Source organism: Paenibacillus herberti (assembly GCF_002233675.1).
Lineage (GTDB): Bacteria > Bacillota > Bacilli > Paenibacillales > Paenibacillaceae > Paenibacillus_O > Paenibacillus_O herberti.
Genome location: NZ_NMUQ01000001.1, coordinates 2,701,390 through 2,721,157 on the forward strand (window position 1 = coordinate 2,701,390; position 19,768 = coordinate 2,721,157).

The window sequence follows — 19,768 nt, forward strand, 5'->3', positions numbered from 1 at the left end:
CCGACATACCTAGGCATCCGCTAACGCCGTCCGTAGTTGCCCCGCCGCATACTCATAGCAAAGGGCTGCTGTCGAAGCGCCAAGCTCGCGCATAAGCTCCGCCTTTGTCTCCAGGTCATCCAGCACTCGAAGGAAGCTTTGCCCAGCCCGCTGCTGGCGATCTAAGCTACGCGCTTCCAGGTCAGTCCGTGGAAGCAGGCCCAATTCCTCACCAGTGCCGCGGCTGCCTCGCTCTCCGACTTGTACTCCGGCCCGATTTTCCGCCCCTTGTAAAACAACTGGTACACGCCATCCACTCCCCTGCGATTTATAAAACTCGATCATCCCGTCTACCAGCGCCTCAGTCTCGATTCCGAGCAGTTGCTGGTTTACCTGCTGCAGTGTTGGCTCCATGCCAGTTGCCATATATAGCTGCTTGGCAGCCTCATACGAGTGCCATTTGTTCAGCACGTGCATTCTCTCCTCTGTCCAGATTCACCAGCCGGTTGAAGTCCTTCAGGAAGGCCATCTCGACCGTTCCTAGAGGGCCGTCACGCTGCTTGGCAATGTCCAGCTCGATGATGTTTTTTTTACTAGATTCCTTGTCGTAGTAGTCGTCTCGGTACAGGAATCCGATCACATCCGCCTCTTGCTCAATCTCGCCGCTCTCCCGCAGGTCGCTCATCAGCGGCCGCTTACTCTGGCGCTCCTCGACCTTCCGGCTGAGCTGCGAGAACACTACCACCGGCACCTTCAGCTCCTTTGCAAGATCCTTGAGCCCGCGGATGTTCTCGCTGACCAGATCGTAACGCTTGGCTCCCGGCGCACCGCCAATCTTGCCGAGATAGTCGATCAGGATGTACCGGAGGCCACGCTCCCGCTGGATCTTTCTCGCTTTGGCTTTGATCTCCGCCACAGTGGTTCCGGCTTGGTCGTCGATCACGAAATTGGCGTTGCTCAGAATGCTGATGGCCATCGTGTATTTCTCCCACTCCTCAGGCAGGATCGTTCCAGCTTTGAGCGACTGGAGGCTTATGCCGGAGATGTTGGACACCATCCGGCGCGCCAACTCATCCGACGAGCTTTCCAGAGAAAATATTGCGCCGGGTTCCCCCGGTTGCCCACCGTCAGCGAGCGATATGTTAAGGGCCAGTTGATTCATGAGCGTCGTCTTGCCCATTGACGGCCGTGCTCCAATGACGATCAGGTTGTTGTCCTGCAGCCCGCTCAGAATCTTGTCCAGCGCATGGATCTTGGTTGGGATGCCGCTCATGCCGCTCTTGGCACCGGCGAGCATCCGTTCGAAACTGTCGTGGAAGTTCATCGCCGCCGTCTTGGCGTCGACCATCGTTTCAACCTTGATGGTCATGTCCGATACGCGGGAAAGCTTGCCCATCGTTGTCGTAATCGCCTCTCGGATCTCGTCACGGTCCCGGAGGCCGCCCTGCTGAACAAGCTCCTGACAAGTCCGAATGCCGGCCCGCAGCGCAGCTATATCCCGCAGCCGCTCACAGTGACTGGTGATATTCAACGTCGTGATGACGTTTCGGGTCATCTCTGCCATCTTGGAAACCGATACACCCGAATCTTCCAGCGCCGGAATCAGCGCTGTTAGGTCGATCTGCTTCGGGTCATCCTCCCACAGCTCGAAGATCCGCTTGCAGAGCTTGGAGTAAGCCGTGTGATAAAAATAACGGGGCTGAACTGTCTCAAAAACTTCTGCGATACAGGCAGGCTCGTACACCATAGCGCCGAGAATATGCTCTTCAAGGTGCGTGTCAAACGGCACTTGGTTTACGTCTGCTGATTCCTGGGATCTCTGGGATGACATAGGTTCCGTTTCGTATCGCCTCCTCGACGATGGCGCGCCGACGGTCCTGCTCGGCGATCCAGTCGTTGGTTTCCTCGATGCTCATGATGCCGCCGTAGTGTCGCTCCTGCACCGCAGGCTGCTGCCGGGCTGGGCTTGGAACGACCTGAAGCTTCGGCGGAGCCTGCCGACGCTGCCACTCTTCCAGCACCGGGTTCCGGTAATAGCTCAAGGAACCGATTGTCTGGCCCTTGGCCGTCCGATCTGCGTAGACGCGTCCCATGACTTCACAAATCAGGTCAGAAGGGATTCCCTTTCCAAGCAGCTCCTGAATCGTCTGCCGGTCCATCATCGTGATCTGCGTATCGATCTTCCGGTGAAGCTCACAGTAAACGTCTAAGACCTGGATGAAGGGGTCAGGGGTTGGATCTTGTTTTTCAGCCCCAGAGGGTAAAGATTTAAAGCAGCTGCTTTTAAGATCTTTTTTTATATTTGCTTTAATAATTGCTTTAGAGAGCCGGAAAGCCTTGATACGACTGGTTTTTTTGAGGGTCGCGGTTCTTATTTTAAGAACTCGGTAGTTCTTGTTTTGAGAACTTTTCGGTTCTTGTTTTAAGAACTCTGAACCATCAAAGTTCTTATTTTGAGAACCGCCGAGTTCTTGTTTTAAGAACCGCTGAGTTCTTGTTTTAAGAACTTTTTCAGGGCTACTTCGGCTAATATTTAATGCGATCAGATCCTTCATCAGCTCTGGATCATGCCCTTTATTCGGGGTAATCTGCCACTGGTCCCAGTGCTTGTTGAATCGGAAGATGCCCTCCGTCTTCTCCCAGCTGATGACCTTTGCGGCCACCAAAGCCTCCAGCTCGTCGCGGATATTGTTTTTCGTCACACCGCAGAGAGTGAAATGTGAGAGCTGAGGAATCACGGCTCCAGGCCTCCCGCAGCCCCAGCTGAGCGTCAGGATGAAGTCTATGATGTTCCGCTGCCGCTTCGAGAAATTCCGGCGGATCAGCTCCCGGTAAACCTCGTGAGAAATTCGTATGTGCGCGTCGTCCGGCTGTGGGTTAACCTGCGATTCCATCGGCCGTGTCCTCCTCTCAAACGGAATCAGTTCGCGTATCGGTTGGATGTTCCAAAGAGCATGGCGTGATTCGGCGCCCAAGCGGGCGGTCCGTACTTGCTGAGGTAACCCAGCCGGTTCACCCAGTCATCTACAGGCTTTTCGAGGTGGAGCATTACAAGCAGCTCCCAAGTCGCCTTAACATCGTTCAGAGCGCGGTGAGCTCCGTCCAGTTCAATACCGTAGTGGCTCGCCATGTTCTCCAGCTTGTGCGGGTAAGGCTGCCGGTCTCGGCAGATCGTGAGCGTGTCAATGAAGGGATTGGTGAAGGACTTGCCTGCCAGCCGCTGCATGCTGTGATGCAGGAACTGAAGGTCAAAGGCCGCATTGTGAGCGACCAGAAGGCTGTCTCCCATCAGGTTGCGGAGGATCTTAAAGGCTAGTACTTCGTCAGTGGCTTCGGCCAGCATTTCCGGCTTGATGCCGGTCAGTTCAGTGATCTTCGGATCAAGAGGGAAGTCGATCCGGATGAGTGTACTGAACTCGGCCACAATCTGGCCGTTCTTGATCCGGACGGCAGCCATCTCAATAACACGGTCGCGATCCGGCTTGAGCCCGGAGGTTTCAAAGTCAAACACGGTAACGTCGTTTAGCATCTTTTCCCTCCTATTCGATTAATCTGAAATTCAGCACACCGGATTTGCTAATGAAGTGATAACTGCCCTTGGAGTCGATGATGATGAGGTGGGTTTGATTTTGGTTGACCACAGGATACTGCACGCCCTCAATAAGGTAGGGCTTCATAGATTCGAGCATTTTAATTTTCACAGCCTATCGCTCCTGTTCTCCTGCAGCCAGATAACCCGCTGCTCATAATTGGCACTGCGTACCGTGTAGTTCGGGTAGCCTAATTCAAAGTGCTTCTTAACCTCTTCCTTGAACCGCCGAGGATCTGAGCGATAGAACGCCCAGATCCACTCCGCGACGCCCGATCGGCACATTGGCCGACCAAACTCGTCCAGCTTCGGTTCAAACACCGGCAGCAGCGCCGTTAAACTCCATTTCTCCGGCGTTCTCTTCTTCACTGCTGTAATCGTTCTTGCCGAGATCGATGATCATGTCATCGCCGGCAGCTGTCGAGATGTCTGCATGCACCGACTCGTCACGCGTAACCGCTGCAGAGATTTCCACGCTGATCGGGAGGAACTTCCATCCAGATCGGATAACCGTTTTCTTGCACATCTCAGGTTCGTCAGAAATCCAAGGGTTATCGGTCTTGTTATATTTGACGGCGTTCTTGTAACCAGAAGAACGATCACGGTGCTGAAGAATCTCCGAGTACGGCATGTAGTGAATCTGATGGCCACCATCTTTGAACTTGGCAACCATGTATGCTCCCTTGATTGCCCCAGACTCGGTTGGAAAGGCATCGGATCGAAGATGCCATGGCACATGTGTCAGCTTGTCGTCCAGTCCGTATACAAGCTCTATGAAGTCATTTTGGTAGACCACATGTGCTGCAATAGACTGAATATGACCACTGCGCCGCGCCAGATCAATCATTCCCTTATAACCAATAATGAACTGGGCTTCCTTACCGTAAGGGATGATGTAGCAGTGACCGATCAATCCCGGTTCAAGTCCTAACTGCGCGCTCTGCATGACCGCTCCCATAAGGGAGGCTGTTGTGCATTCAAGCAATTTCGGATTCGTCCGGATCGTCGTTAGAGCAATCCGGCTCAGTCGTTCAATGCTCATATGCCTCGGAAGAGCTTCTGCGATCTGGCCTTTCATCTTCTCCATGTATGCGCCAATGGTCTGAGCCGGCGTAACTGCTGGCTTATTCTCACCACTCTGCTGCGCCCTGTTCTGAAGCTTGTTCCCAAGCTCCTGCGTGCTTCTGCTTGTACCTGCCATTCAGATCCCCCTCACTTAATCAGGAAGCGCCGGGACGATGACGTCCGCGCATACTGTTCATAGATTTCCGGATGCTCTGCTTTAAGCGCCTTGCTATCCAATCGAGTCGATTCGTTGCTTTTCCACGTAACGACCTTCTCACCATTGAAAAGAGCCGCTTCTGCCTCGCCCATCTCTGATTTAATGATGTTCTTCGCTGCTTCTAGGCGTTCATCGGCCGTCTTTGACGCTGCCTGCGCCGCTTGCAACTCCTCAATCATGTCCATCGTTGCCAGTTGAACCGTGTGTTCTGGCCTACTCGTTGGATATAGGTAGTTCAGCAGATCTGTGCTGGCCCCACTTCCGTCAACCACGGGTGGAATACCCTTGAGGACGTTCTGCTCCCAGAACTCCTTCTCTATGGAAATCAGCGCATCGATGACCGTTTTATCCCGCTCAACGTACCGCTCTTCAAATCGATTGCCTCCAATCAATACAGCGAAGAATCCGTAATCCAGACCAAGGACTGCCATATAATGCTGAAGTTGAAGCGCGTAATGATCTGGAATCTTGTTGCCTTCCCAGTCATCTCCGGCAAAGGCGTTCGTCGTCTTTACCTCGAGGATTCCGCGCCGTTTGCTGCCGTCTGTGATCAAACGGTCGACGTTGCCCAACATGAACGGATGATCCTTATGCCGGTAGAGCTTGTTGCTCCGCTGAATCTTGAAGCCAGACCGGGTCGCAAACTCCCTCGCAACCACATCCTCCAACTGATTGCCCCAGTAGGCGGCCTCCCCAGCTACTTCCGGTACGATCTGGCCCGTTTTCTCCAGGTAAACACCAACCGGAGACTTCCAAGGATTCATGCCGGCTACTGCAGCTGCATCCGAACCCCCGATTCCAGCCTGCCGGAGCTTAAGCCACTCTGCCCGCTCCATTCCCTTCGTTACAGCTGCTACTGCCATTGCCATGACTATTCACCCTCCATTCCGTCGATCCGACCCTGCAACTGTTCGTTCTCGGCTTCCAGCTTTTCAATTTGAGCTTCAAGACTCTTGATTTGCCCATCGCGATCTTCGAGCTCGCTCTCAAGCTCGCTCACCTCGTCATCCAAAGCTTCATATGCCGTTTCCAATTCTCCAAACACCTTAGAACCGATCATGTCGTCGTATTCATCCAGCAGATTTTCCAGCGTTCGCAACGTTTCGGACTTGGGACTTCTGACTGTCATCCTTGCACTCTCCCTCTTGATTGGAATGGGCCACCATGCTAAGATGGCCGCATAAGTTGTAATCTTGATGACCGGTGCCCGCCGGTCATTTTTCGTTTTTCATGACCACGACATGAATGCCGCCCTTTTGCCTGCCAATTACTCCGTTCAGCGTCTCGGTAATGATTGCAGACTTCTCTGCAATTTGGCTGAACCCGGCGCAAATCGTTCCATAATGTCTCTCTGAATAATGCATTGCCACGAATACCCCGAATCCACTGGCGAGGGTTTGCACAAACTCAGCGGCCTGCTCCGCGGTCATATCTTTGTCCACGTCTTCGAACAGTTGAGCCACCTTCTTTTTAATTTCGCTCATAGGTCACTTCCTTTCTCAAAAATCGGGGATGTTCCCCGGATGCTTGTCCGCATCTATGGCGGCATGAACGGAAGGGGGGATAACCGTTCACGCCACCCATAGACAGGGGACAAGCGCCCCTGTTGAATCATTTACAGCCATTCGTCCCACGAGCTGCGGTTCGCTTCTTCCCGCTCGTATCGCTCCATCCGCTCTTCCTCTTCCCACTCGTCAACATCAGATCCATAGCGCTCCCGCAGCTTTTCTTTCTCCCAGATCATGGGCCGACTGAAACGATCAAGGTTGGGCTCCATAAGCTTCCTCTGCCTCCCCTTCGGTGGAAATGTCCATTTGAAAATTCATTTCTCCTGCAATCTCCTTAATTTCCTTGGAGTTCATTCCAAACTCCCGAGCTGCTAAGATGAAATATCCAATCGCCGCATTGTTCGTTATCGTGCTTCCTCCTTCACGGTCCGAACTGGCTGTGCTATAATGGCGTCAACGAGCGCCTTTAGTCGGGTCCTCAGTTGCGACGTCATCCCTGCCCGGATGGCGTTTTTTATTTCCCGATCAATGTCAGTCACTTCAATTTCGGTCCAGCAGATTGCTGCTCTCCGCAGTTCCAGCTCCACTCGCATTGGATGTTTCAGCAGCCATTCTCGCAGCTTCTGCAGCTCTGAAATCCGCTGCTTTGCTTCTTGTTTCAAAATCCGCTTGCTCTTCATCAAGCCCCGCTCCTCTCTTTGACCGCGCCGCGCTTCCGCATCGGCATCACGTCCAGCACCGACTTCACTTGTTTCAGGGCCGCTTCCATCGCCGTCAGCTTCTTCCAGCCATCCTGGCCCCCAGTCAAATCCATATTGACCATTTCCAACCCCTCAGTTGCCGCTCCCCACTGTTTCACAAGCGTGTAGCTGGGGCTTTTTGTCGCACCTGTTTCTACCTTCGCAATCACGGAACGATCAACATGAAGCTTCCTCGCTAACTGCTCCTGCGTCATCCCCGCTCGTTCACGTCAAGCTTTCAGAATCTCACCGATCGGTTGCTGTTTCACCGGCCACCCGCCTCCACTTTGTGCTGAACCGGCACGCATCCGGGCCTTATCTGTCCCTTTCGATGGGGGTAAGCTGGAAGCAGCAGGTTCACTTCCCCGCTTGGCAGCCTCGATTGATGCCTCGCTTTGCCTATCCCATTGCCCGCCAACTAACCGAGCGGGCCCCCACCATTCAAGGAACTGCCGGCCCCATCCGGTTTGCTCGATAACCTTTCGAACATCGATATGCTGTTTCATGAGGCTTGTCCTTTCCGCCGGGTCCAGCCTGGACCAGCATTCTTCTCCGTCCAGTCCGTGTGCCGTTCGCACCACTCAAGCAACAGGTGAGTCAGCACCCTCGGCGATCCTGCAATTCGGGTAACCGGGAAATCCTCCCGATTGAAGAGCTCAGCAGCCTTCGTCGATCCAATATCCATCAGCTCCATGAACTGTTTCCGGGTAAGGATCGGCGGTAAGCTGTTTGCCAGGCTATGACGCTCTAGCGCCCGGTCAACTGCGGCGTTGATGATGCGGTTCAACTGATCCTCATCAAATTTGACCTCAAGCATTCGTTTCAGCTCCTTCCTCCAGTTGTAGCAACAGGACACTGAAGCTCGCTGCGACAAGTTGTTTCTCTAGCGGTGAGCACTGCTTGAGATGCACATACCCAACCAAGTTGCTGACCATGTTTGCCAACTCAAGGATCCTCCGTGCTGGAGCCAATGGTTCTACACCTTCTCCGCTTGCTGCGATTTCGTCGAATGGATTCATATCGTTTGGATTCATTTAAATCACCTCCTTTATAGTTGAGTTTTGCTCAACTTTTTTTCGAAAAAAAAGTTGATCTGTCAAATCAAGAATTCCCATATCAAACTTTTCAGCAATCGCCGGCAAATGTTTCACTTTTAACTCGTTTTCGCCCGTTTCGATTCTTTGATATCCTCCCGCAGTTCGTAAGCCCAATGCCGTTGCCATCTCATGAAGATGAAGGCGTTTGTCAATTCTTAACTGACGAAGGTTTCCGTAATTTACATCCATTATCCCTCACCACCTTTGTTGATGTTTGCTCAACTTATGAATTAAATATATTTGAGTTTTCATCAACTGTCAATGATTTATTTGCTTTTTACTCAACTTAATTTTCTTTATCCTCAAATATTGCTATCCTTTCTTTGAGGTATCATCAAATAATGGAGGTGATAGGGTGAAACCTCCCGTAAAAGCTTATGCAGAAAGAATTAAGAAACTTAGGAAATTAAAAAACTTAACTCAAAGGCAACTCGCTGACCGCCTTGGTGTCGACAACACAACAATTTCAAAATGGGAAGCAGGGATTTACGAACCGAACTCGGACCTCTTAAATCAGCTAGCAGAAATATTTGAAACAACGGTCGACGATATCCTCGGACGTAAAATTACACTAAGCTCAACCACTACGGAAGAAAAAGAGTTTTTCTTTTATGAGACTGAGGACGTTCAATTCATAGCCAGATCCAAAAAAGACATGACACCTGAAGATTTCAAACACCTGATGGAGCTCGCAAAAAAGGCAAAAGAAATGTTCGACGACGAGGATTAAGCGAAGCAGCTCCGCGAGGTTTCGTCCTGATTTCAAGCGAGCGATCAACATGGCGAACGAACTATTACGCGAGCTGGGGAATCCACCGCCTCCAATCGATCCATTCTGGATTGCCTTAGAGATGGGCTGGAAGGTAGCATACGACGATGTCCGCGGCGCGGCCGGCATGACTTACAAGATCAAGAAGAAATCGGGAATGAAATACGCGATATTCATAAGCGACAAAGCAGACCTATCTTTTCCCGAGGATACGATCTATCGACGCGACAGGTTCACGCTGGCCCACGAAATAGGCCACATTCTAATGCACCCTAAATTCGAGTGGAACCAGATTGCCGATCCTGAACTGGATAGTAAGATTGAAGTCGAGGCTAATTGGTTCGCCAGTCGACTATTGATGCCGGACTACGCTTTTCAGAGCGTGATGGATCTGACAGCTACTTCAGTAATGGCTAAGTTTGATGTCAACTTATCAGCGGCTAAAAAACGCCTGGACAAGCTAGATGAACGTATTAAAGAGCGTCTTACCCAAGAAGTATCTCTCTTTTACGGATGGCAGCAAGAGCACATAGAAGATAAGTCGCTTTTTGTTATTCCTGAAAATGATTTTAAGTACTACTCAGAGATCTTTATGATGGAAGCCGCCGCTATGGCAGAAGTTGATATGGAACTCAGAATTTGCAGACATTGCGAAGACGTCCTTATCAGGGATTGGTTCGGCTATTTTTGTGTGAGCTGTGTGCTTTACGACATTTAGCAAGTTCCTCATCCGATGAGGAATTGAAAGGCTGATCGAGTTGAAAGAACATGGATTGGGGTCAAAGATTCTTGTCGGCATTGCTGGTATTAGCATGCTCTTGGGGTTTATCGCTTGCGGGTATATTCTCTATCAATTCATTGGTTATTACGCGCTGATTCCAACTTGCATATTTGCGTTTTTGGCAGTGATTGGAGCCAACATATCGATTCAAGAAAGTGTTGATTCGGCTTTGAGAAAAAATCGTCATAGAGGATAACGAGCAACTCCCCCATCCGATGGGGACCTATAAGGTGTATAGCGTGAAAAAAGACTTGATTCGGTATGGATTCATTCTGATCTTATTGTTCGGCATTGCAGTTTTTGTTTATCCAACGTTGTACAAGTATGACAAACTCGATCAAAAATATCCCGTAAAGATTAATCGAATTACTGGTGAAACAAAAGTATTGGTCGGAAGTACTTGGAATACAGTATCTGATTCAACTAACGACATACAAGAAATTGAAGAATTCAAATCTGAAATTTATGAACAAATTGAGCAGAATAAAGAAAATATAAAAAACGAGGTCGTTGAGAGTATTAGATCTGAAGTTCTTCAACAAGTTGAGTCAGATCTCCAAGCTGTGCAACAAGAAATTGCAATTTATAAAGAAAGTTCTCTCGATCCAAATAATTCGTTCACTATTAATGATACAACAGACACTGTCAAAAAGATTATGGGCGCCCCTGATTCAATAAATAGTATTGGCCCATTTGATACTTGGAGCTATGGAGAAGACTCTGTCAAATTCGAAGATGGCAAGGTTGTCGGTTGGGTAAATTCCAGCAACAGCCTTAAAATTAAGTAATGCGGAGTAATGAGCTAAATCTCGCCTTCCTCCACCGCCTCCCCATCAGTATCTGGCAGGACGGTGAGCCGCAGGACTACGGCCTGATCGAGCTGCACATTCAAGACGCGGTGAAGGTAAACGGCATGTACTACGTCAAGAGCCAGTACGAATTTAGACTCGAAGAAGCCCGCTGAGGGCTTTTTCTTTCCATATTTATCCGAACGTACATTCTGAGACAGGAGGAGGTTGGACATGGCATCGTTCAAAAAGATCCCAGCCAACAACAAGCAGGGCTATAAGTGGATGTGCATCAAGGATGGCCCGGCCGACCCCGCTACCGGCGCGCGGAATCAAATCAAACGGCGTGCAGACACGAGGAAGGAAGCTGAGGCTCGCTGCGACGAGGCAATTCGCAGCTTGACGGAGTTCGGAATTGACGTGAAGAAGCTGAAGAACCTGACCTTTGAGAAAGTCGCGGAGGAATGGATCGAATCCTATCATCGGACAGGCGTGAAAAAAAGAACCATCATTATACGTAAAAGCTGCATCAAGACGATCCTGAGATTCAACGGACAGAAGATCATTGACCGAGTCACTCCGCGGGACCACCAATATATGCTAAACACGATGGATGATGAGGGCTATTCAAAGTCGACGATCGAATTGGTACATGTGACAGCTAACATGATCTACAAATATGCTGTCAAGATGAAATACCGTAAGGACAACCCGGCCACTGGGGCAGTAATTCCGATACGACGTCGTACGGTCGAAGAGATTGAAAATAACCCGATTGAGGAAAAGTATTTAGAGAGGCACGAATTAAGCGAATTTCTTGAAGCCGTAATCCAACACGGTCTCAAGCTCGACAAGGAAGTTTTCTTTACGTTGACTTTCGGCGGTATGAGGATGGGAGAGCTACTTGCGTTTAAGTGGACAGACCTCACACCATTAATCAAACACATACGGGTTACAAAGACGCTGTTCAGCGAGAAAAATAACATGAAGCAATACGAGCTGGTTCCACCAAAAACGAACGCATCAATCCGTGAATTTGACCTGGATGAATTAATCATCGACATGCTCATGGCCCTGAAACAAAAGCAAGAGGAGGAATTCGAATCAATACGCCTTGTCATTAAGGATTTCCATGATGGGAATTTTATAATCAGGAACGATAATGGATATCCTTGGACTCCGAAAAAGCTCTCGCTTCGTTTAGAGAGGATTTTGAAGAAGACTAAGATCACCAAGCGCGTGACCTCGCATATTTTCCGACACACGCACATCAGTATGCTAACAGAAGCTGGAGTGCCGCTAAGCACCATCATGCAGCGAGTAGGTCACGATGATCCAAAGACCACCCTGAAGATCTATACACACATAACGGAGAAAATGAAAAAGGATGCCGCGACGATGGTATCAACATCGTACGAAGACATCCTCAAGGGCCTCGTTTTGCAAGAAACGTGACCTTTCCGTGACCTTCTGCCCTTATACCGACTCTATAAGTCTTGTAAACCTTGGTTTAATAGGGTTTTTCGGAATCATATATTCTATGTTTCGGATAAAAACCAATCAGAACGCAGAACCTAGGGAACAAGCTCAAGTTCGCGGTGGAGGTGTGCAGATTAATGAAAAAATGGATAGCCGCGGCAACCGCATCTGTACTGCTGGGCTCCTATGCGGCAGCGACCGTTTATGCAGCGCCGGAGCCTTCCCTTGAACCAGCCAAAGAGGCTGGCGCGCTGGAGGTACGCCGATCTGCTTATGACCGGCTAGCTCTGATGACGGGGCTGGAGTGGGAGCAGGTGGCGGCGCTGGATCAGTATGAGCGCACGTTACGTAAGGCTCGTCCCAAAGCTCGGCCAAAGCTCGGCTCCTGGGCAGGGCTCTATGTAACTCCTGACCAATGGAGCGGCTATTTAAATCCAGACAAAGAAGACCGTAATTCCACATCCATTCTTTTTTTCGGCGGAATCGGAAAAGACGGCAATGGCGACGGCAAAGCCGATCCCACTAACGACATTGACCTTCTCTATTCTCAAGCTTCAGCTGTTGCCAAAATGGGATCCTCTTCCGATGATTTCCTAATCGGCGTGTGGGAATTCTACCACAATATGCGCGCCGTACAGCGCGTAAATCAGTTTGCCCAGCTGTACCGTACCCACGGACGATTGAATCTGGAAGGCAGTGCATTCCCGGTCCCCGTCGGGACGCATTATTCCTATCGCAGCACCTGGGGAACAGCCCGCGGCTGGGGCGGACATCGGACGCATGAAGGCACAGATATTTTCGCCGATCATGGTCTGCCGGTTCGCAGTACTTGTTATGGCGTCGTGGAAAATATGGGCTGGAACTCCTATGGCGGTTGGCGCATCGGCATTCGGGATCTCGATAACCGATACCATTACTACGCTCATCTGTCCGGCTTCGATAAGTCACTGCGCAGCGGACAAGCCGTCACGCCAGGCCAAACGATTGGCTGGGTCGGCAGCTCCGGTTATGGCAAGCCTGGCACCTCAGGCAAGTTCCCACCGCATCTCCATTACGGCATCTATCGCGATCGCGGCATGCTGGAGTGGGCGTTCGACCCTTACCCACTGTTGCGCCAATGGGAAAAGGCGGAATTCAAAGCCCGCAAGAAGAGCAAACAGGCAAAATAACTGGCTTAAACAGCATCTCTACAACGCAGCTCAAACAAGCAGGCGGGGCCTCCCCTCCTGCTTGTTTGCATCCTGCTAAACTAAAATTCTTTAAATATCCTGTTCTCTCAGGACTTCCCTGACTTTCCCACCTAAGAAGCCTACTATTCTCCCCTAAGCCTTCTCAACCTCCCCATCTTACTCCCCAGCTGCCCCCTCCAGCGCTCCGTCTGCTCCTGGTTTCGCTGGGCCGGGAGGCAAAGCTAGCGCCGGAGCTGACGAAGCGCTATCGCCTACTGCACGGCCTTTCCCGTCATAATAGTAAGTTGGCACATCTCCAACTACCATTAAATAGGAGATTGGTATTTCCATTTCTACCGTCTGCGAAGCCGCATCATAAGGAATAATGATGGAAAGCTCAGTACGTATTTTAAGATAAACTTCAATCACCATGCTATTAATGCCGGCATCCTTTTGCCTCGTACTAAGTTCTACTCTCGCATCGCCGAGCGGCTCATATCGGATCGGCACACGAGGTCCAAAAGAGGAGAGCAACGCGCTGCCAAACGCTTGGCCGAGTGGAATTCCCTCACGGAAATTTTCCGTTTCCTTAAGCGTACGCTGTACGGTTTCTATTGTCTGCGCCGTTATTTTCATATGTTCATTGTAATTCATCATGAAACCGGTCGTTTTGCCGCTTTCGTTTGTCTTCCAATCGATCAGGTCCTCGGATTTCGTATCAGAAGCAACTTGTTCCATGATCGCCTTATTGATCGCTTCCGTCATGATTTGCTTCACCTTTAGCTGCGCAATCCGCATTAGCGGCGGCTGCAGCTTCTTTTCGATGACAAGCAGTGAGCTTATAGAAAAAAGGAGCAGCAGAACCGCCATAATAAGTAATATCCAACGCTTGCCCCTGCGACGCCTTCTTTTTGGCTGGGCTGAATCTGAATCTAGAGCAGCTGAGTATATTCTCGGCCCGCGCCTCGGCAACATCGGCCGCAAATTCAACTTCCATGGCGTTACCTGGCCTCTGCGGGCTGCAGCAGGACGGGCGAGCCTCATCCGTTTTACCGGCCGGACCGGCATCCGCCACGATATGCGGCGTCTTCCCCATCGTGCCATCGATTTCCCTCCCCGGACAACTAGGTTCCTTTCCCATCCTATGCGGCCATGCCCGTGATAAGAAGACACGTGCATTATAAATAAAGACCAATAGGATAATAGACTATACCAATCTACTTCAACTCGCATATTGATATAAAGGAAGAAGTTATTCAAAAAAATAAGGAGTGAAATTATGGCCCTTAAATCTAAAAAAAGCACGACGTGCAAAAAAAAATCGAATTGCAAGGCATTAAGAAAACTGCTAGGCATGTCGCAATCCCAAACCTCTTTTAGCAACTTAACGATTCTCTGGGTAAACACAAATGGTGTTCCCAAACAAACATCAGCGAATGTTTTTGCTATAATACTTGATGCAAACAATAATCCAGTGGGAGTTGCACCGTTTGATGCGAACGGAGTTGCTGTCATTGCAGAAATTCCAGTCTTAACGACAGTCAGCTACAAGTTAGCGATTAACATGGAGGGCAATGTGCTTCGCTCAGCTACGATTCCAAGCAATGTAGAAGCCTTCGTTGTCATCGGCTAATGAAAAAAACCGATCCACATGGGACCGGTTTTCGAAAAGGCTTATTCAAGCCATAAAAATCAAGGCATTTCGTTCATTTTAATCCGATTCACAGGCAACTGAGGACGCTTCTTCCCGATCTCACCCTCAGTCGGCCGCCCCTTGCGCGATGCCAACTCATGAAACCAGGCCTCGTCCCAAGTCATTAGCGCGAGCTCGATCAGAGATTCGAGCTCTCCTCCGCTGCCAGCAGTATGGGAATCATCCAGCTTACGGACCTTGGACGCTCTTGCTCCTACGCGTTTGCCAATGATCCGATCCCGATCGCTCTGGGTAACGACGACGCGGTATATGCCAATAGGATCTTCCACATCAACATATCCTATAAACTTCTCATCCATCACCGTGACACCGCTCACCCAATCGCCTACTCCGATGTGCTCCATTCCTGTCTCCAAGTTCATACCGCTCGTCCTCCCCTATAAGCCGGATTATAATTTTATCTGTGGGCTATTCGGACCCGCTCCAACACATCGCGAACCGTCATTTCCTCTAGATGCTGAAGCATCTTTTTTTCTGTGTCCGAAAATATCTCATCCATAACCGCAGCCATTTGGCTAGCAATGGAGCAATTCCCCTGCTTGTCCCCTGAGCACCAATTCGGCTTGATCGAACCAATTGAGGTTGCCCGGTAAATGTCCGCGAGCGTCGCATTCTCAGGAAGACATTCCAGCAAATACCCCCCGCCGATCCCTTCCTTAGTGGCGATATATCCTTGTTTGCGAAGCAAACTCATGACCTTGCGGATCCTTGACGGATGGGTATTCACATTGCGGGCAATGGCGTCACTTGTCGCCATTCGGTCTGGTCTGCTGGCCAGATACACGAGACTATGGACGGCTATCGTAAATTCGCTATTCATCCGCATGCCCCCTTTCCTGCCATACTGTTATTCTAATGGTTACAGTTGATCGAGTCAATAAGACAGCCGTAATGGAAACCTTATTTGAAGGTCCGACGTATAAGTATTATTCAATTTATGGAAGGGATTGTGGGAATATGGGTCTTGGAGTTTTACTTGCCGACCTCCTGTTGGAACTGACAAATACAGATGGAATAGAAAAACATTATCTACGCATACGTGCTGCCCAAGGGATTCGGCATCTTTCACGCAGCTCCTCCGATATGCAGCAATTGTTCCGTCGGCCCGGAATACGTACAATCGCTTTTGCCCAGCCAGGTCTGACTGAACTGCTCGCGGATCGCAGCTACAGAAAGGAACTGCTGAACAGCCTGGAGAAACGACGGCAGCTTCGCAACAGACTGGAAACAGCCGCAGCGGCTAAGTTCGATAATTAGAAAAGCCCCTCTCCACTGCTGGACGCAGATAGAAAAGGGGCTGAAAAGTTTAGTTGTTCCTGATAACCGATGAGCTTGCATCTACCGCCGCAGGCGAATTGTTTTTCGACGAAGAGTCAGTAGATCCTGCAGCTCCGATCAACCGATAAACACGGGATTCATACGGCTTAAGCGTAAGCTCGCCGATCTGCTCCTCCGCATCTGTCAAATAGTTGGTCAAAAGCAGCTCAGATGTGCGTCCCGCCAATTCTTTTGGCAGTTGGGCGGAAGCTTCCAGCGAGCTCAGGTTACTAATGACTAGGATCTTTTCCTCACCGAGAGTTCTCGTGTAAGCGTAAATTTGGGTGTGATCATCCAAAATCAAATCATAGTCGCCGTAGATAGCAGCTTGATTTTCGGAACGCAGACGAATCAACCGTTTGTAATGGTTATAGATTGAATCTGGATCCTCTATCGACTGTTGAACATTGATATGAGTATAGTTCGGATTGAGCTTGAGCCACGGAGTTCCTGTCGTGAAACCAGCATTCTCCTCCGCATTCCATTGCATCGGTGTACGTGAGTTGTCACGACCCGTTTTCCAAATGATCCGCATAACGTCCTCATGGCTCGTCCCGTTTTGCGTCTCATATCGGTACAGATTCTTGATCGCTATGTCATTGTAGTCCTCGATGGACGGGAACTGTACATTGGTCATGCCGAGCTCCTGCCCTTGATAAATGAACGGCGTGCCCTGCATCAGGAAATACATCGTCGCGAGTGATTTCGCCGATTCTTTCCAGTACAATCCGTCATCGCCCCAAGTGGAAACCGAGCGCGGCTGATCATGGTTTTCCAGGAACAAAGCATTCCAGCCTCGGCCCTCCAGCCCTTTTTGCCAGCGCGTCAAGGTCGACTTCAACGAATGAAGATCAAGTCCGCCTTCCGGACTTTTGTTCCACAAGCCAAGATGCTCGAATTGGAAAATCATGTTGAAAGCGCCCTTTTGCTCATCAACCCAAGCCTCGGAATCATCGACCGTTACGCCGTTCGCCTCGCCTACCGTGACTGCATCCGGGTATTTCTCAAGCGTCTCGCGCTTTAGCTCAGCAAGAAAATCATGAATTCCTTCCTGGTTCATATGCCCGTCAAAGCTCGGTACATACGTCAGGCCGTTTGGATTCGGCATGTCTGGGAAACCAGCTGTTTTTTTGATATGGGAGATTGCGTCCACACGGAAACCGTCGATGCCTTTATCCAGCCACCAGTTGACCATTCCATACAGATCTTGGCGAACGGCAGGGTTTTCCCAGTTCAAATCCGGCTGGCGACGGGAGAAAATATGCATGAAATATTGACCCGACTTATCGTCGAATTCCCATGCAGGACCGCCAAAAATGCTTTCCCAGTTGTTCGGCTCGCCGCCCGTCTCCGGGTTCGGATCTCGCCAAATGTAATAATCACGCTTCTCGCTTTCTTTGCCAGAGCGCGATTCAATGAACCATGGATGCTCATCCGACGTATGGTTGATGACGAGATCAAGAATCAGCTTCATACCACGGGCATGAACCTCTTCCAGCAGCAGATTGAAATCTTCCATCGTGCCGAACTCTTCCATAATATCCTGGTAGTCGGAGATGTCATAACCGTTATCGTCATTAGGAGATTTGAAAACCGGACAGATCCAGATAAGTCCGATGCCTAGTCCCTTAAGATAGTCCAGCTTGGAGATAATACCGCGGATGTCGCCGATTCCGTCGCCATTGCTGTCCATAAAGGAGCGCGGATAAATTTGATACGCAGCTGATTCCTTCCACCAGCGAATCGTTTTATTCATTGTTTACCATCCTTTGTTTTAGCTTGTCTGGCTCGGAAGGGAAAATGCCATCCGCCTTCAGCTCGCCGAGGTTGTACAAACGTTTGCACAATTCTTGTCCATCATAGCATATTCCACAGTTTGTAGCATGTGATTTTTAGGGGTCTAGTAAGATTTAGTATGTTCCAAATTGCTAGAGTTTAATCGATCCAATGTCCAGAAAATCAAAAAAAGGACACTCCTGGGAGTATCCTTTTTTCGACTGACTTAAATTATGGCATTTCGGGCAGCGGTCCTCCTGGAGGACCACCAGGTACTGGAGGATTGCCAGGTCCCGGAGGAAAAACCGGTCCCGGAGGGGTGTTCGGGTCGATTGGTTCTACCCACTCAATCAAATCATCTGCGATCTGCCCATACTCATCCTCTATCCCGGATACCGATAGTTGAAGAATGGCACCTGGACTTAATTCGTCATAAGCGGAGCCAATATCAAGCTTTACTTGGTTCGATGAAAGAAACTTAGCTCTTACGATCTCTATGTTCTGCCCGGACCCGTTCTTAACGGTTAAAGTATAGTTTACTTCGTCCTCAGCATTATCTAAAACTTCATTATTGAATGTGACAACTAAGCCATTGGTCGTGTCATAAGTCAAACTTGTAACTGTTAGTTCAGCATAGACTGTATAGGTTACCGTCATAATCTCGCTTGGATTCATGCCTTCCATAAGCGCAATCGCCTTAACTGTAACATTCTCGTCTATGCCAATTGGATGAGCGTACAATGTGCTTAATTCCGTTGGATCGCTTCCATCAAGTGTATAGTAGACCGATGCACCGACAGTGCCCGTGCTGATGGAGATTGGTGTTCCCGAAAGGATGTAGCCGCCTGAAGGATTCGCAACCGGCTTGCCGACAACCGGCGTTGCCGTTGGTGCCGGTGTTGCTGTTGGTGCCGGCGTTGCTGTTGGCGCTGGCGTTGCCGTTGGCTCCGGTGTTGCCGTTGGTGTCGGCGTTGCCGTTGGTGTCGGCGTTGCTGTTGGGGCCGGCGTTGCCGTTGGTGTCGGCGTTGCCCGGGAAATCTGATCTTCAAAAGTTTGCTTCGCTTCATAAGCTCCTACTACGAGCAGATCACGAGTAGCATTGCGTTGGCCGCCGAATTTCCCGTTGCTGTCATTGTTCAGAAGTTTTAAATGAAGCGCAAGCCCAACATAACCCTTCGCCCAGTCAGAAACGGTTGAATCGTTAACTCCGCTAGTCTTTGCAGCTTCTTCCTTTTGCCCCAATCCTTTAATGAAAAAGGCAGCCAGCTGTTCCTTCGACACTTTTCCTGATGGAGCAAATGAACCTCCGCCAACGCCATCTGTAATTCCAGCCGCTTTAATCGCCTCGATGTAAGGCAGCGCATATCCATTTGCTGCATCATCGCTTTTTACATCCTTGAAGCTGGATGTTTTAAGCGACTGATCTACATTCAGCTGGAAAATAAGCGCCGCTACTTTGGCAAATTGAGCACGATTCATTTCCTCTTTCAGACCGAACTGCGATTCGCCTACCCCGTTGAAAACACCCGCCTGTATAAGAGCGTCAAACTTGGCCTTTGTAGCCGCATCCAGATCCTTTAAATCTTTGAATGAGTCGGCAGTCTTCGCAGCATATACCGCCGAACTGCCGGACAAAATCAAGACTGAAGCAAGACACCCGACTAACCATCTCTTAAGAGACAATTCACTTCCCCCGTTCTGTGTATTGGTAAATTTATCATACACAGATTACATCGGTATAACTGCACAGCAATGAAGAGTTTTTTCAAAAAATAATTGT

General features: G+C 49.8%; 29 protein-coding genes and 1 pseudogene. 7 read left to right on the forward strand and 23 right to left on the reverse strand.

The genetic code is table 11. The features are described 5' to 3' along the window. Window positions 1-9: 9 nt before the first annotated feature. The 17 genes and pseudogenes from CGZ75_RS12240 to CGZ75_RS12305 form a co-directional block, all read right to left on the reverse strand. On the reverse strand, window positions 10-450 hold the full coding sequence (locus tag CGZ75_RS12240; protein WP_089524413.1) for a hypothetical protein: 441 nt from the start codon (window positions 448-450) through the stop codon (window positions 10-12). Continuing rightward, window positions 425-1,768 carry a replicative DNA helicase gene (locus CGZ75_RS12245; RefSeq protein ID WP_176444786.1) on the reverse strand — a complete coding sequence of 448 codons (1,344 nt, stop codon included), beginning with the start codon at window positions 1,766-1,768 and terminating at the stop codon, window positions 425-427. The genes CGZ75_RS12240 and CGZ75_RS12245 overlap by 26 nt, the downstream gene beginning before the upstream one ends. Further along, window positions 1,758-2,873: a replication protein gene (locus CGZ75_RS12250; RefSeq protein WP_089524415.1), complete on the reverse strand. Its 1,116-nt coding sequence runs from the start codon at window positions 2,871-2,873 to the stop codon at window positions 1,758-1,760. Before CGZ75_RS12250 ends, CGZ75_RS12245 begins: the two co-directional genes overlap by 11 nt. 26 nt (window positions 2,874-2,899) lie before the next feature. After that, window positions 2,900-3,508: a 3'-5' exonuclease gene (locus CGZ75_RS12255; RefSeq protein ID WP_089524416.1), complete on the reverse strand. Its 609-nt coding sequence runs from the start codon at window positions 3,506-3,508 to the stop codon at window positions 2,900-2,902. A gap of 10 nt (window positions 3,509-3,518) precedes the next feature. Continuing rightward, a complete protein-coding gene (locus tag CGZ75_RS25240) occupies window positions 3,519-3,680 on the reverse strand; it encodes a hypothetical protein (protein WP_176444787.1) in 162 nt (53 codons plus the stop codon). Next, window positions 3,677-3,937, reverse strand: a complete 261-nt coding sequence (locus CGZ75_RS12260) for a hypothetical protein (protein WP_245850792.1) — start codon at window positions 3,935-3,937, stop codon at window positions 3,677-3,679. The genes CGZ75_RS25240 and CGZ75_RS12260 overlap by 4 nt, the downstream gene beginning before the upstream one ends. Continuing rightward, the gene (locus CGZ75_RS12265; RefSeq protein WP_089524418.1) at window positions 3,882-4,769 is read right to left on the reverse strand and encodes a recombinase RecT; all 888 of its coding nucleotides are present in this window, start codon (window positions 4,767-4,769) and stop codon (window positions 3,882-3,884) included. The genes CGZ75_RS12260 and CGZ75_RS12265 overlap by 56 nt, the downstream gene beginning before the upstream one ends. An 11-nt stretch (window positions 4,770-4,780) precedes the next feature. Next, complete coding sequence (locus CGZ75_RS12270) at window positions 4,781-5,719, reverse strand: YqaJ viral recombinase family nuclease (protein WP_089524419.1); 939 nt, start codon at window positions 5,717-5,719, stop codon at window positions 4,781-4,783. Between the two features lie 2 nt (window positions 5,720-5,721). Then, window positions 5,722-5,979, reverse strand: coding sequence for a hypothetical protein (locus CGZ75_RS12275; protein WP_089524420.1), 258 nt, complete (start codon window positions 5,977-5,979; stop codon window positions 5,722-5,724). An 85-nt stretch (window positions 5,980-6,064) separates the two neighbouring features. Then, window positions 6,065-6,334, reverse strand: a complete 270-nt coding sequence (locus CGZ75_RS12280; protein WP_089524421.1) for a hypothetical protein — start codon at window positions 6,332-6,334, stop codon at window positions 6,065-6,067. A 131-nt stretch (window positions 6,335-6,465) separates the two neighbouring features. Then, window positions 6,466-6,627 (reverse strand): hypothetical protein, encoded by a 162-nt coding sequence (locus CGZ75_RS25245; RefSeq protein ID WP_176444788.1) that lies wholly within the window; start codon window positions 6,625-6,627, stop codon window positions 6,466-6,468. 135 nt (window positions 6,628-6,762) lie between these two features. After that, window positions 6,763-7,038: a hypothetical protein gene (locus CGZ75_RS12285; protein WP_089524422.1), complete on the reverse strand. Its 276-nt coding sequence runs from the start codon at window positions 7,036-7,038 to the stop codon at window positions 6,763-6,765. Continuing rightward, window positions 7,038-7,316, reverse strand: a pseudogene (locus CGZ75_RS12290) (helix-turn-helix domain-containing protein); the annotation flags it as partial. The gene CGZ75_RS12285 and the pseudogene CGZ75_RS12290, both read right to left, overlap by 1 nt. 12 nt (window positions 7,317-7,328) lie before the next feature. Next, entirely contained in the window at window positions 7,329-7,604 is a 276-nt protein-coding gene (locus tag CGZ75_RS25805; RefSeq protein WP_245850794.1) for a hypothetical protein, read from the reverse strand. Further along, window positions 7,601-7,915, reverse strand: coding sequence for a hypothetical protein (locus CGZ75_RS12295; protein ID WP_089524423.1), 315 nt, complete (start codon window positions 7,913-7,915; stop codon window positions 7,601-7,603). Before CGZ75_RS12295 ends, CGZ75_RS25805 begins: the two co-directional genes overlap by 4 nt. Next, window positions 7,908-8,132: a hypothetical protein gene (locus CGZ75_RS12300; protein ID WP_089524424.1), complete on the reverse strand. Its 225-nt coding sequence runs from the start codon at window positions 8,130-8,132 to the stop codon at window positions 7,908-7,910. Before CGZ75_RS12300 ends, CGZ75_RS12295 begins: the two co-directional genes overlap by 8 nt. After that, window positions 8,133-8,384 (reverse strand): helix-turn-helix domain-containing protein, encoded by a 252-nt coding sequence (locus CGZ75_RS12305; protein ID WP_089524425.1) that lies wholly within the window; start codon window positions 8,382-8,384, stop codon window positions 8,133-8,135. Window positions 8,385-8,550: 166 nt separating this feature from the next. On the opposite strand from CGZ75_RS12305, the gene CGZ75_RS12310 reads away from it, so the two are divergent. From CGZ75_RS12310 to CGZ75_RS12320, 3 genes are all read left to right on the forward strand, one after another. After that, complete coding sequence (locus CGZ75_RS12310; protein WP_176444789.1) at window positions 8,551-8,925, forward strand: helix-turn-helix domain-containing protein; 375 nt, start codon at window positions 8,551-8,553, stop codon at window positions 8,923-8,925. A gap of 49 nt (window positions 8,926-8,974) precedes the next feature. Continuing rightward, window positions 8,975-9,682: an ImmA/IrrE family metallo-endopeptidase gene (locus tag CGZ75_RS12315; protein ID WP_089524427.1), complete on the forward strand. Its 708-nt coding sequence runs from the start codon at window positions 8,975-8,977 to the stop codon at window positions 9,680-9,682. Between the two features lie 302 nt (window positions 9,683-9,984). Beyond that, window positions 9,985-10,533, forward strand: a complete 549-nt coding sequence (locus tag CGZ75_RS12320; RefSeq protein ID WP_141136736.1) for a hypothetical protein — start codon at window positions 9,985-9,987, stop codon at window positions 10,531-10,533. 14 nt (window positions 10,534-10,547) lie between these two features. On the opposite strand, the gene CGZ75_RS25610 is transcribed toward CGZ75_RS12320, so the two are convergent. Continuing rightward, window positions 10,548-10,781: a hypothetical protein gene (locus CGZ75_RS25610; protein WP_217900053.1), complete on the reverse strand. Its 234-nt coding sequence runs from the start codon at window positions 10,779-10,781 to the stop codon at window positions 10,548-10,550. Here CGZ75_RS25610 and CGZ75_RS12330 point away from each other — a divergent pair. Then, window positions 10,768-11,988 (forward strand): tyrosine-type recombinase/integrase, encoded by a 1,221-nt coding sequence (locus tag CGZ75_RS12330; RefSeq protein WP_089524430.1) that lies wholly within the window; start codon window positions 10,768-10,770, stop codon window positions 11,986-11,988. The two genes, CGZ75_RS25610 and CGZ75_RS12330, sit on opposite strands and share 14 nt — an antisense overlap. 161 nt (window positions 11,989-12,149) lie before the next feature. Continuing rightward, complete coding sequence (locus tag CGZ75_RS12335) at window positions 12,150-13,181, forward strand: M23 family metallopeptidase (RefSeq protein ID WP_089524431.1); 1,032 nt, start codon at window positions 12,150-12,152, stop codon at window positions 13,179-13,181. Window positions 13,182-13,358: 177 nt separating this feature from the next. Here the strand turns inward: CGZ75_RS12335 and yunB are convergent, their stop codons facing one another. Next, on the reverse strand, window positions 13,359-14,285 hold the full coding sequence (yunB, locus tag CGZ75_RS12340; protein WP_176444790.1) for a sporulation protein YunB: 927 nt from the start codon (window positions 14,283-14,285) through the stop codon (window positions 13,359-13,361). Between the two features lie 175 nt (window positions 14,286-14,460). On the opposite strand from yunB, the gene CGZ75_RS25250 reads away from it, so the two are divergent. Beyond that, window positions 14,461-14,814, forward strand: coding sequence for a hypothetical protein (locus tag CGZ75_RS25250; protein WP_176444791.1), 354 nt, complete (start codon window positions 14,461-14,463; stop codon window positions 14,812-14,814). A gap of 59 nt (window positions 14,815-14,873) precedes the next feature. Here the strand turns inward: CGZ75_RS25250 and CGZ75_RS12345 are convergent, their stop codons facing one another. Together CGZ75_RS12345 and CGZ75_RS12350 are read right to left on the reverse strand one after the other, a co-directional pair. Further along, window positions 14,874-15,257: a hypothetical protein gene (locus CGZ75_RS12345; RefSeq protein WP_089524433.1), complete on the reverse strand. Its 384-nt coding sequence runs from the start codon at window positions 15,255-15,257 to the stop codon at window positions 14,874-14,876. A gap of 35 nt (window positions 15,258-15,292) precedes the next feature. Continuing rightward, the gene (locus tag CGZ75_RS12350) at window positions 15,293-15,715 is read right to left on the reverse strand and encodes an RrF2 family transcriptional regulator (RefSeq protein ID WP_089524434.1); all 423 of its coding nucleotides are present in this window, start codon (window positions 15,713-15,715) and stop codon (window positions 15,293-15,295) included. A gap of 137 nt (window positions 15,716-15,852) precedes the next feature. Between CGZ75_RS12350 and CGZ75_RS25255 the strand changes: the two genes are divergently transcribed. Further along, entirely contained in the window at window positions 15,853-16,152 is a 300-nt protein-coding gene (locus CGZ75_RS25255) for a hypothetical protein (protein ID WP_089524435.1), read from the forward strand. A 49-nt stretch (window positions 16,153-16,201) separates the two neighbouring features. On the opposite strand, the gene CGZ75_RS12360 is transcribed toward CGZ75_RS25255, so the two are convergent. After that, a complete protein-coding gene (locus tag CGZ75_RS12360) occupies window positions 16,202-17,968 on the reverse strand; it encodes a glycoside hydrolase family 13 protein (protein ID WP_089524436.1) in 1,767 nt (588 codons plus the stop codon). A 251-nt stretch (window positions 17,969-18,219) separates the two neighbouring features. Continuing rightward, window positions 18,220-19,671, reverse strand: a complete 1,452-nt coding sequence (locus tag CGZ75_RS25260) for a chitobiase/beta-hexosaminidase C-terminal domain-containing protein (RefSeq protein ID WP_176444792.1) — start codon at window positions 19,669-19,671, stop codon at window positions 18,220-18,222. Window positions 19,672-19,768: the final 97 nt, after the last annotated feature.

Coding starts and splice junctions, on each gene's coding strand:
- CGZ75_RS12250 (WP_089524415.1), bottom strand. CDS start 2,873: ATGGAATCGCAGGTTAACCCACAGCCGGACGACGCGCACATACGAATT.
- CGZ75_RS12255 (WP_089524416.1), bottom strand. CDS start 3,508: ATGCTAAACGACGTTACCGTGTTTGACTTTGAAACCTCCGGGCTCAAG.
- CGZ75_RS12265 (WP_089524418.1), bottom strand. CDS start 4,769: ATGGCAGGTACAAGCAGAAGCACGCAGGAGCTTGGGAACAAGCTTCAG.
- CGZ75_RS12270 (WP_089524419.1), bottom strand. CDS start 5,719: ATGGCAATGGCAGTAGCAGCTGTAACGAAGGGAATGGAGCGGGCAGAG.
- CGZ75_RS12275 (WP_089524420.1), bottom strand. CDS start 5,979: ATGACAGTCAGAAGTCCCAAGTCCGAAACGTTGCGAACGCTGGAAAAT.
- CGZ75_RS12280 (WP_089524421.1), bottom strand. CDS start 6,334: ATGAGCGAAATTAAAAAGAAGGTGGCTCAACTGTTCGAAGACGTGGAC.
- CGZ75_RS25245 (WP_176444788.1), bottom strand. CDS start 6,627: ATGGAGCCCAACCTTGATCGTTTCAGTCGGCCCATGATCTGGGAGAAA.
- CGZ75_RS12285 (WP_089524422.1), bottom strand. CDS start 7,038: ATGAAGAGCAAGCGGATTTTGAAACAAGAAGCAAAGCAGCGGATTTCA.
- CGZ75_RS25805 (WP_245850794.1), bottom strand. CDS start 7,604: ATGAAACAGCATATCGATGTTCGAAAGGTTATCGAGCAAACCGGATGG.
- CGZ75_RS12295 (WP_089524423.1), bottom strand. CDS start 7,915: ATGCTTGAGGTCAAATTTGATGAGGATCAGTTGAACCGCATCATCAAC.
- CGZ75_RS12300 (WP_089524424.1), bottom strand. CDS start 8,132: ATGAATCCAAACGATATGAATCCATTCGACGAAATCGCAGCAAGCGGA.
- CGZ75_RS12305 (WP_089524425.1), bottom strand. CDS start 8,384: ATGGATGTAAATTACGGAAACCTTCGTCAGTTAAGAATTGACAAACGC.
- CGZ75_RS12315 (WP_089524427.1), top strand. CDS start 8,975: ATGGCGAACGAACTATTACGCGAGCTGGGGAATCCACCGCCTCCAATC.
- CGZ75_RS12330 (WP_089524430.1), top strand. CDS start 10,768: ATGGCATCGTTCAAAAAGATCCCAGCCAACAACAAGCAGGGCTATAAG.
- CGZ75_RS12335 (WP_089524431.1), top strand. CDS start 12,150: ATGAAAAAATGGATAGCCGCGGCAACCGCATCTGTACTGCTGGGCTCC.
- yunB (WP_176444790.1), bottom strand. CDS start 14,285: ATGGCACGATGGGGAAGACGCCGCATATCGTGGCGGATGCCGGTCCGG.
- CGZ75_RS25250 (WP_176444791.1), top strand. CDS start 14,461: ATGGCCCTTAAATCTAAAAAAAGCACGACGTGCAAAAAAAAATCGAAT.
- CGZ75_RS12345 (WP_089524433.1), bottom strand. CDS start 15,257: ATGAACTTGGAGACAGGAATGGAGCACATCGGAGTAGGCGATTGGGTG.
- CGZ75_RS12350 (WP_089524434.1), bottom strand. CDS start 15,715: ATGAATAGCGAATTTACGATAGCCGTCCATAGTCTCGTGTATCTGGCC.
- CGZ75_RS25255 (WP_089524435.1), top strand. CDS start 15,853: ATGGGTCTTGGAGTTTTACTTGCCGACCTCCTGTTGGAACTGACAAAT.
- CGZ75_RS12360 (WP_089524436.1), bottom strand. CDS start 17,968: ATGAATAAAACGATTCGCTGGTGGAAGGAATCAGCTGCGTATCAAATT.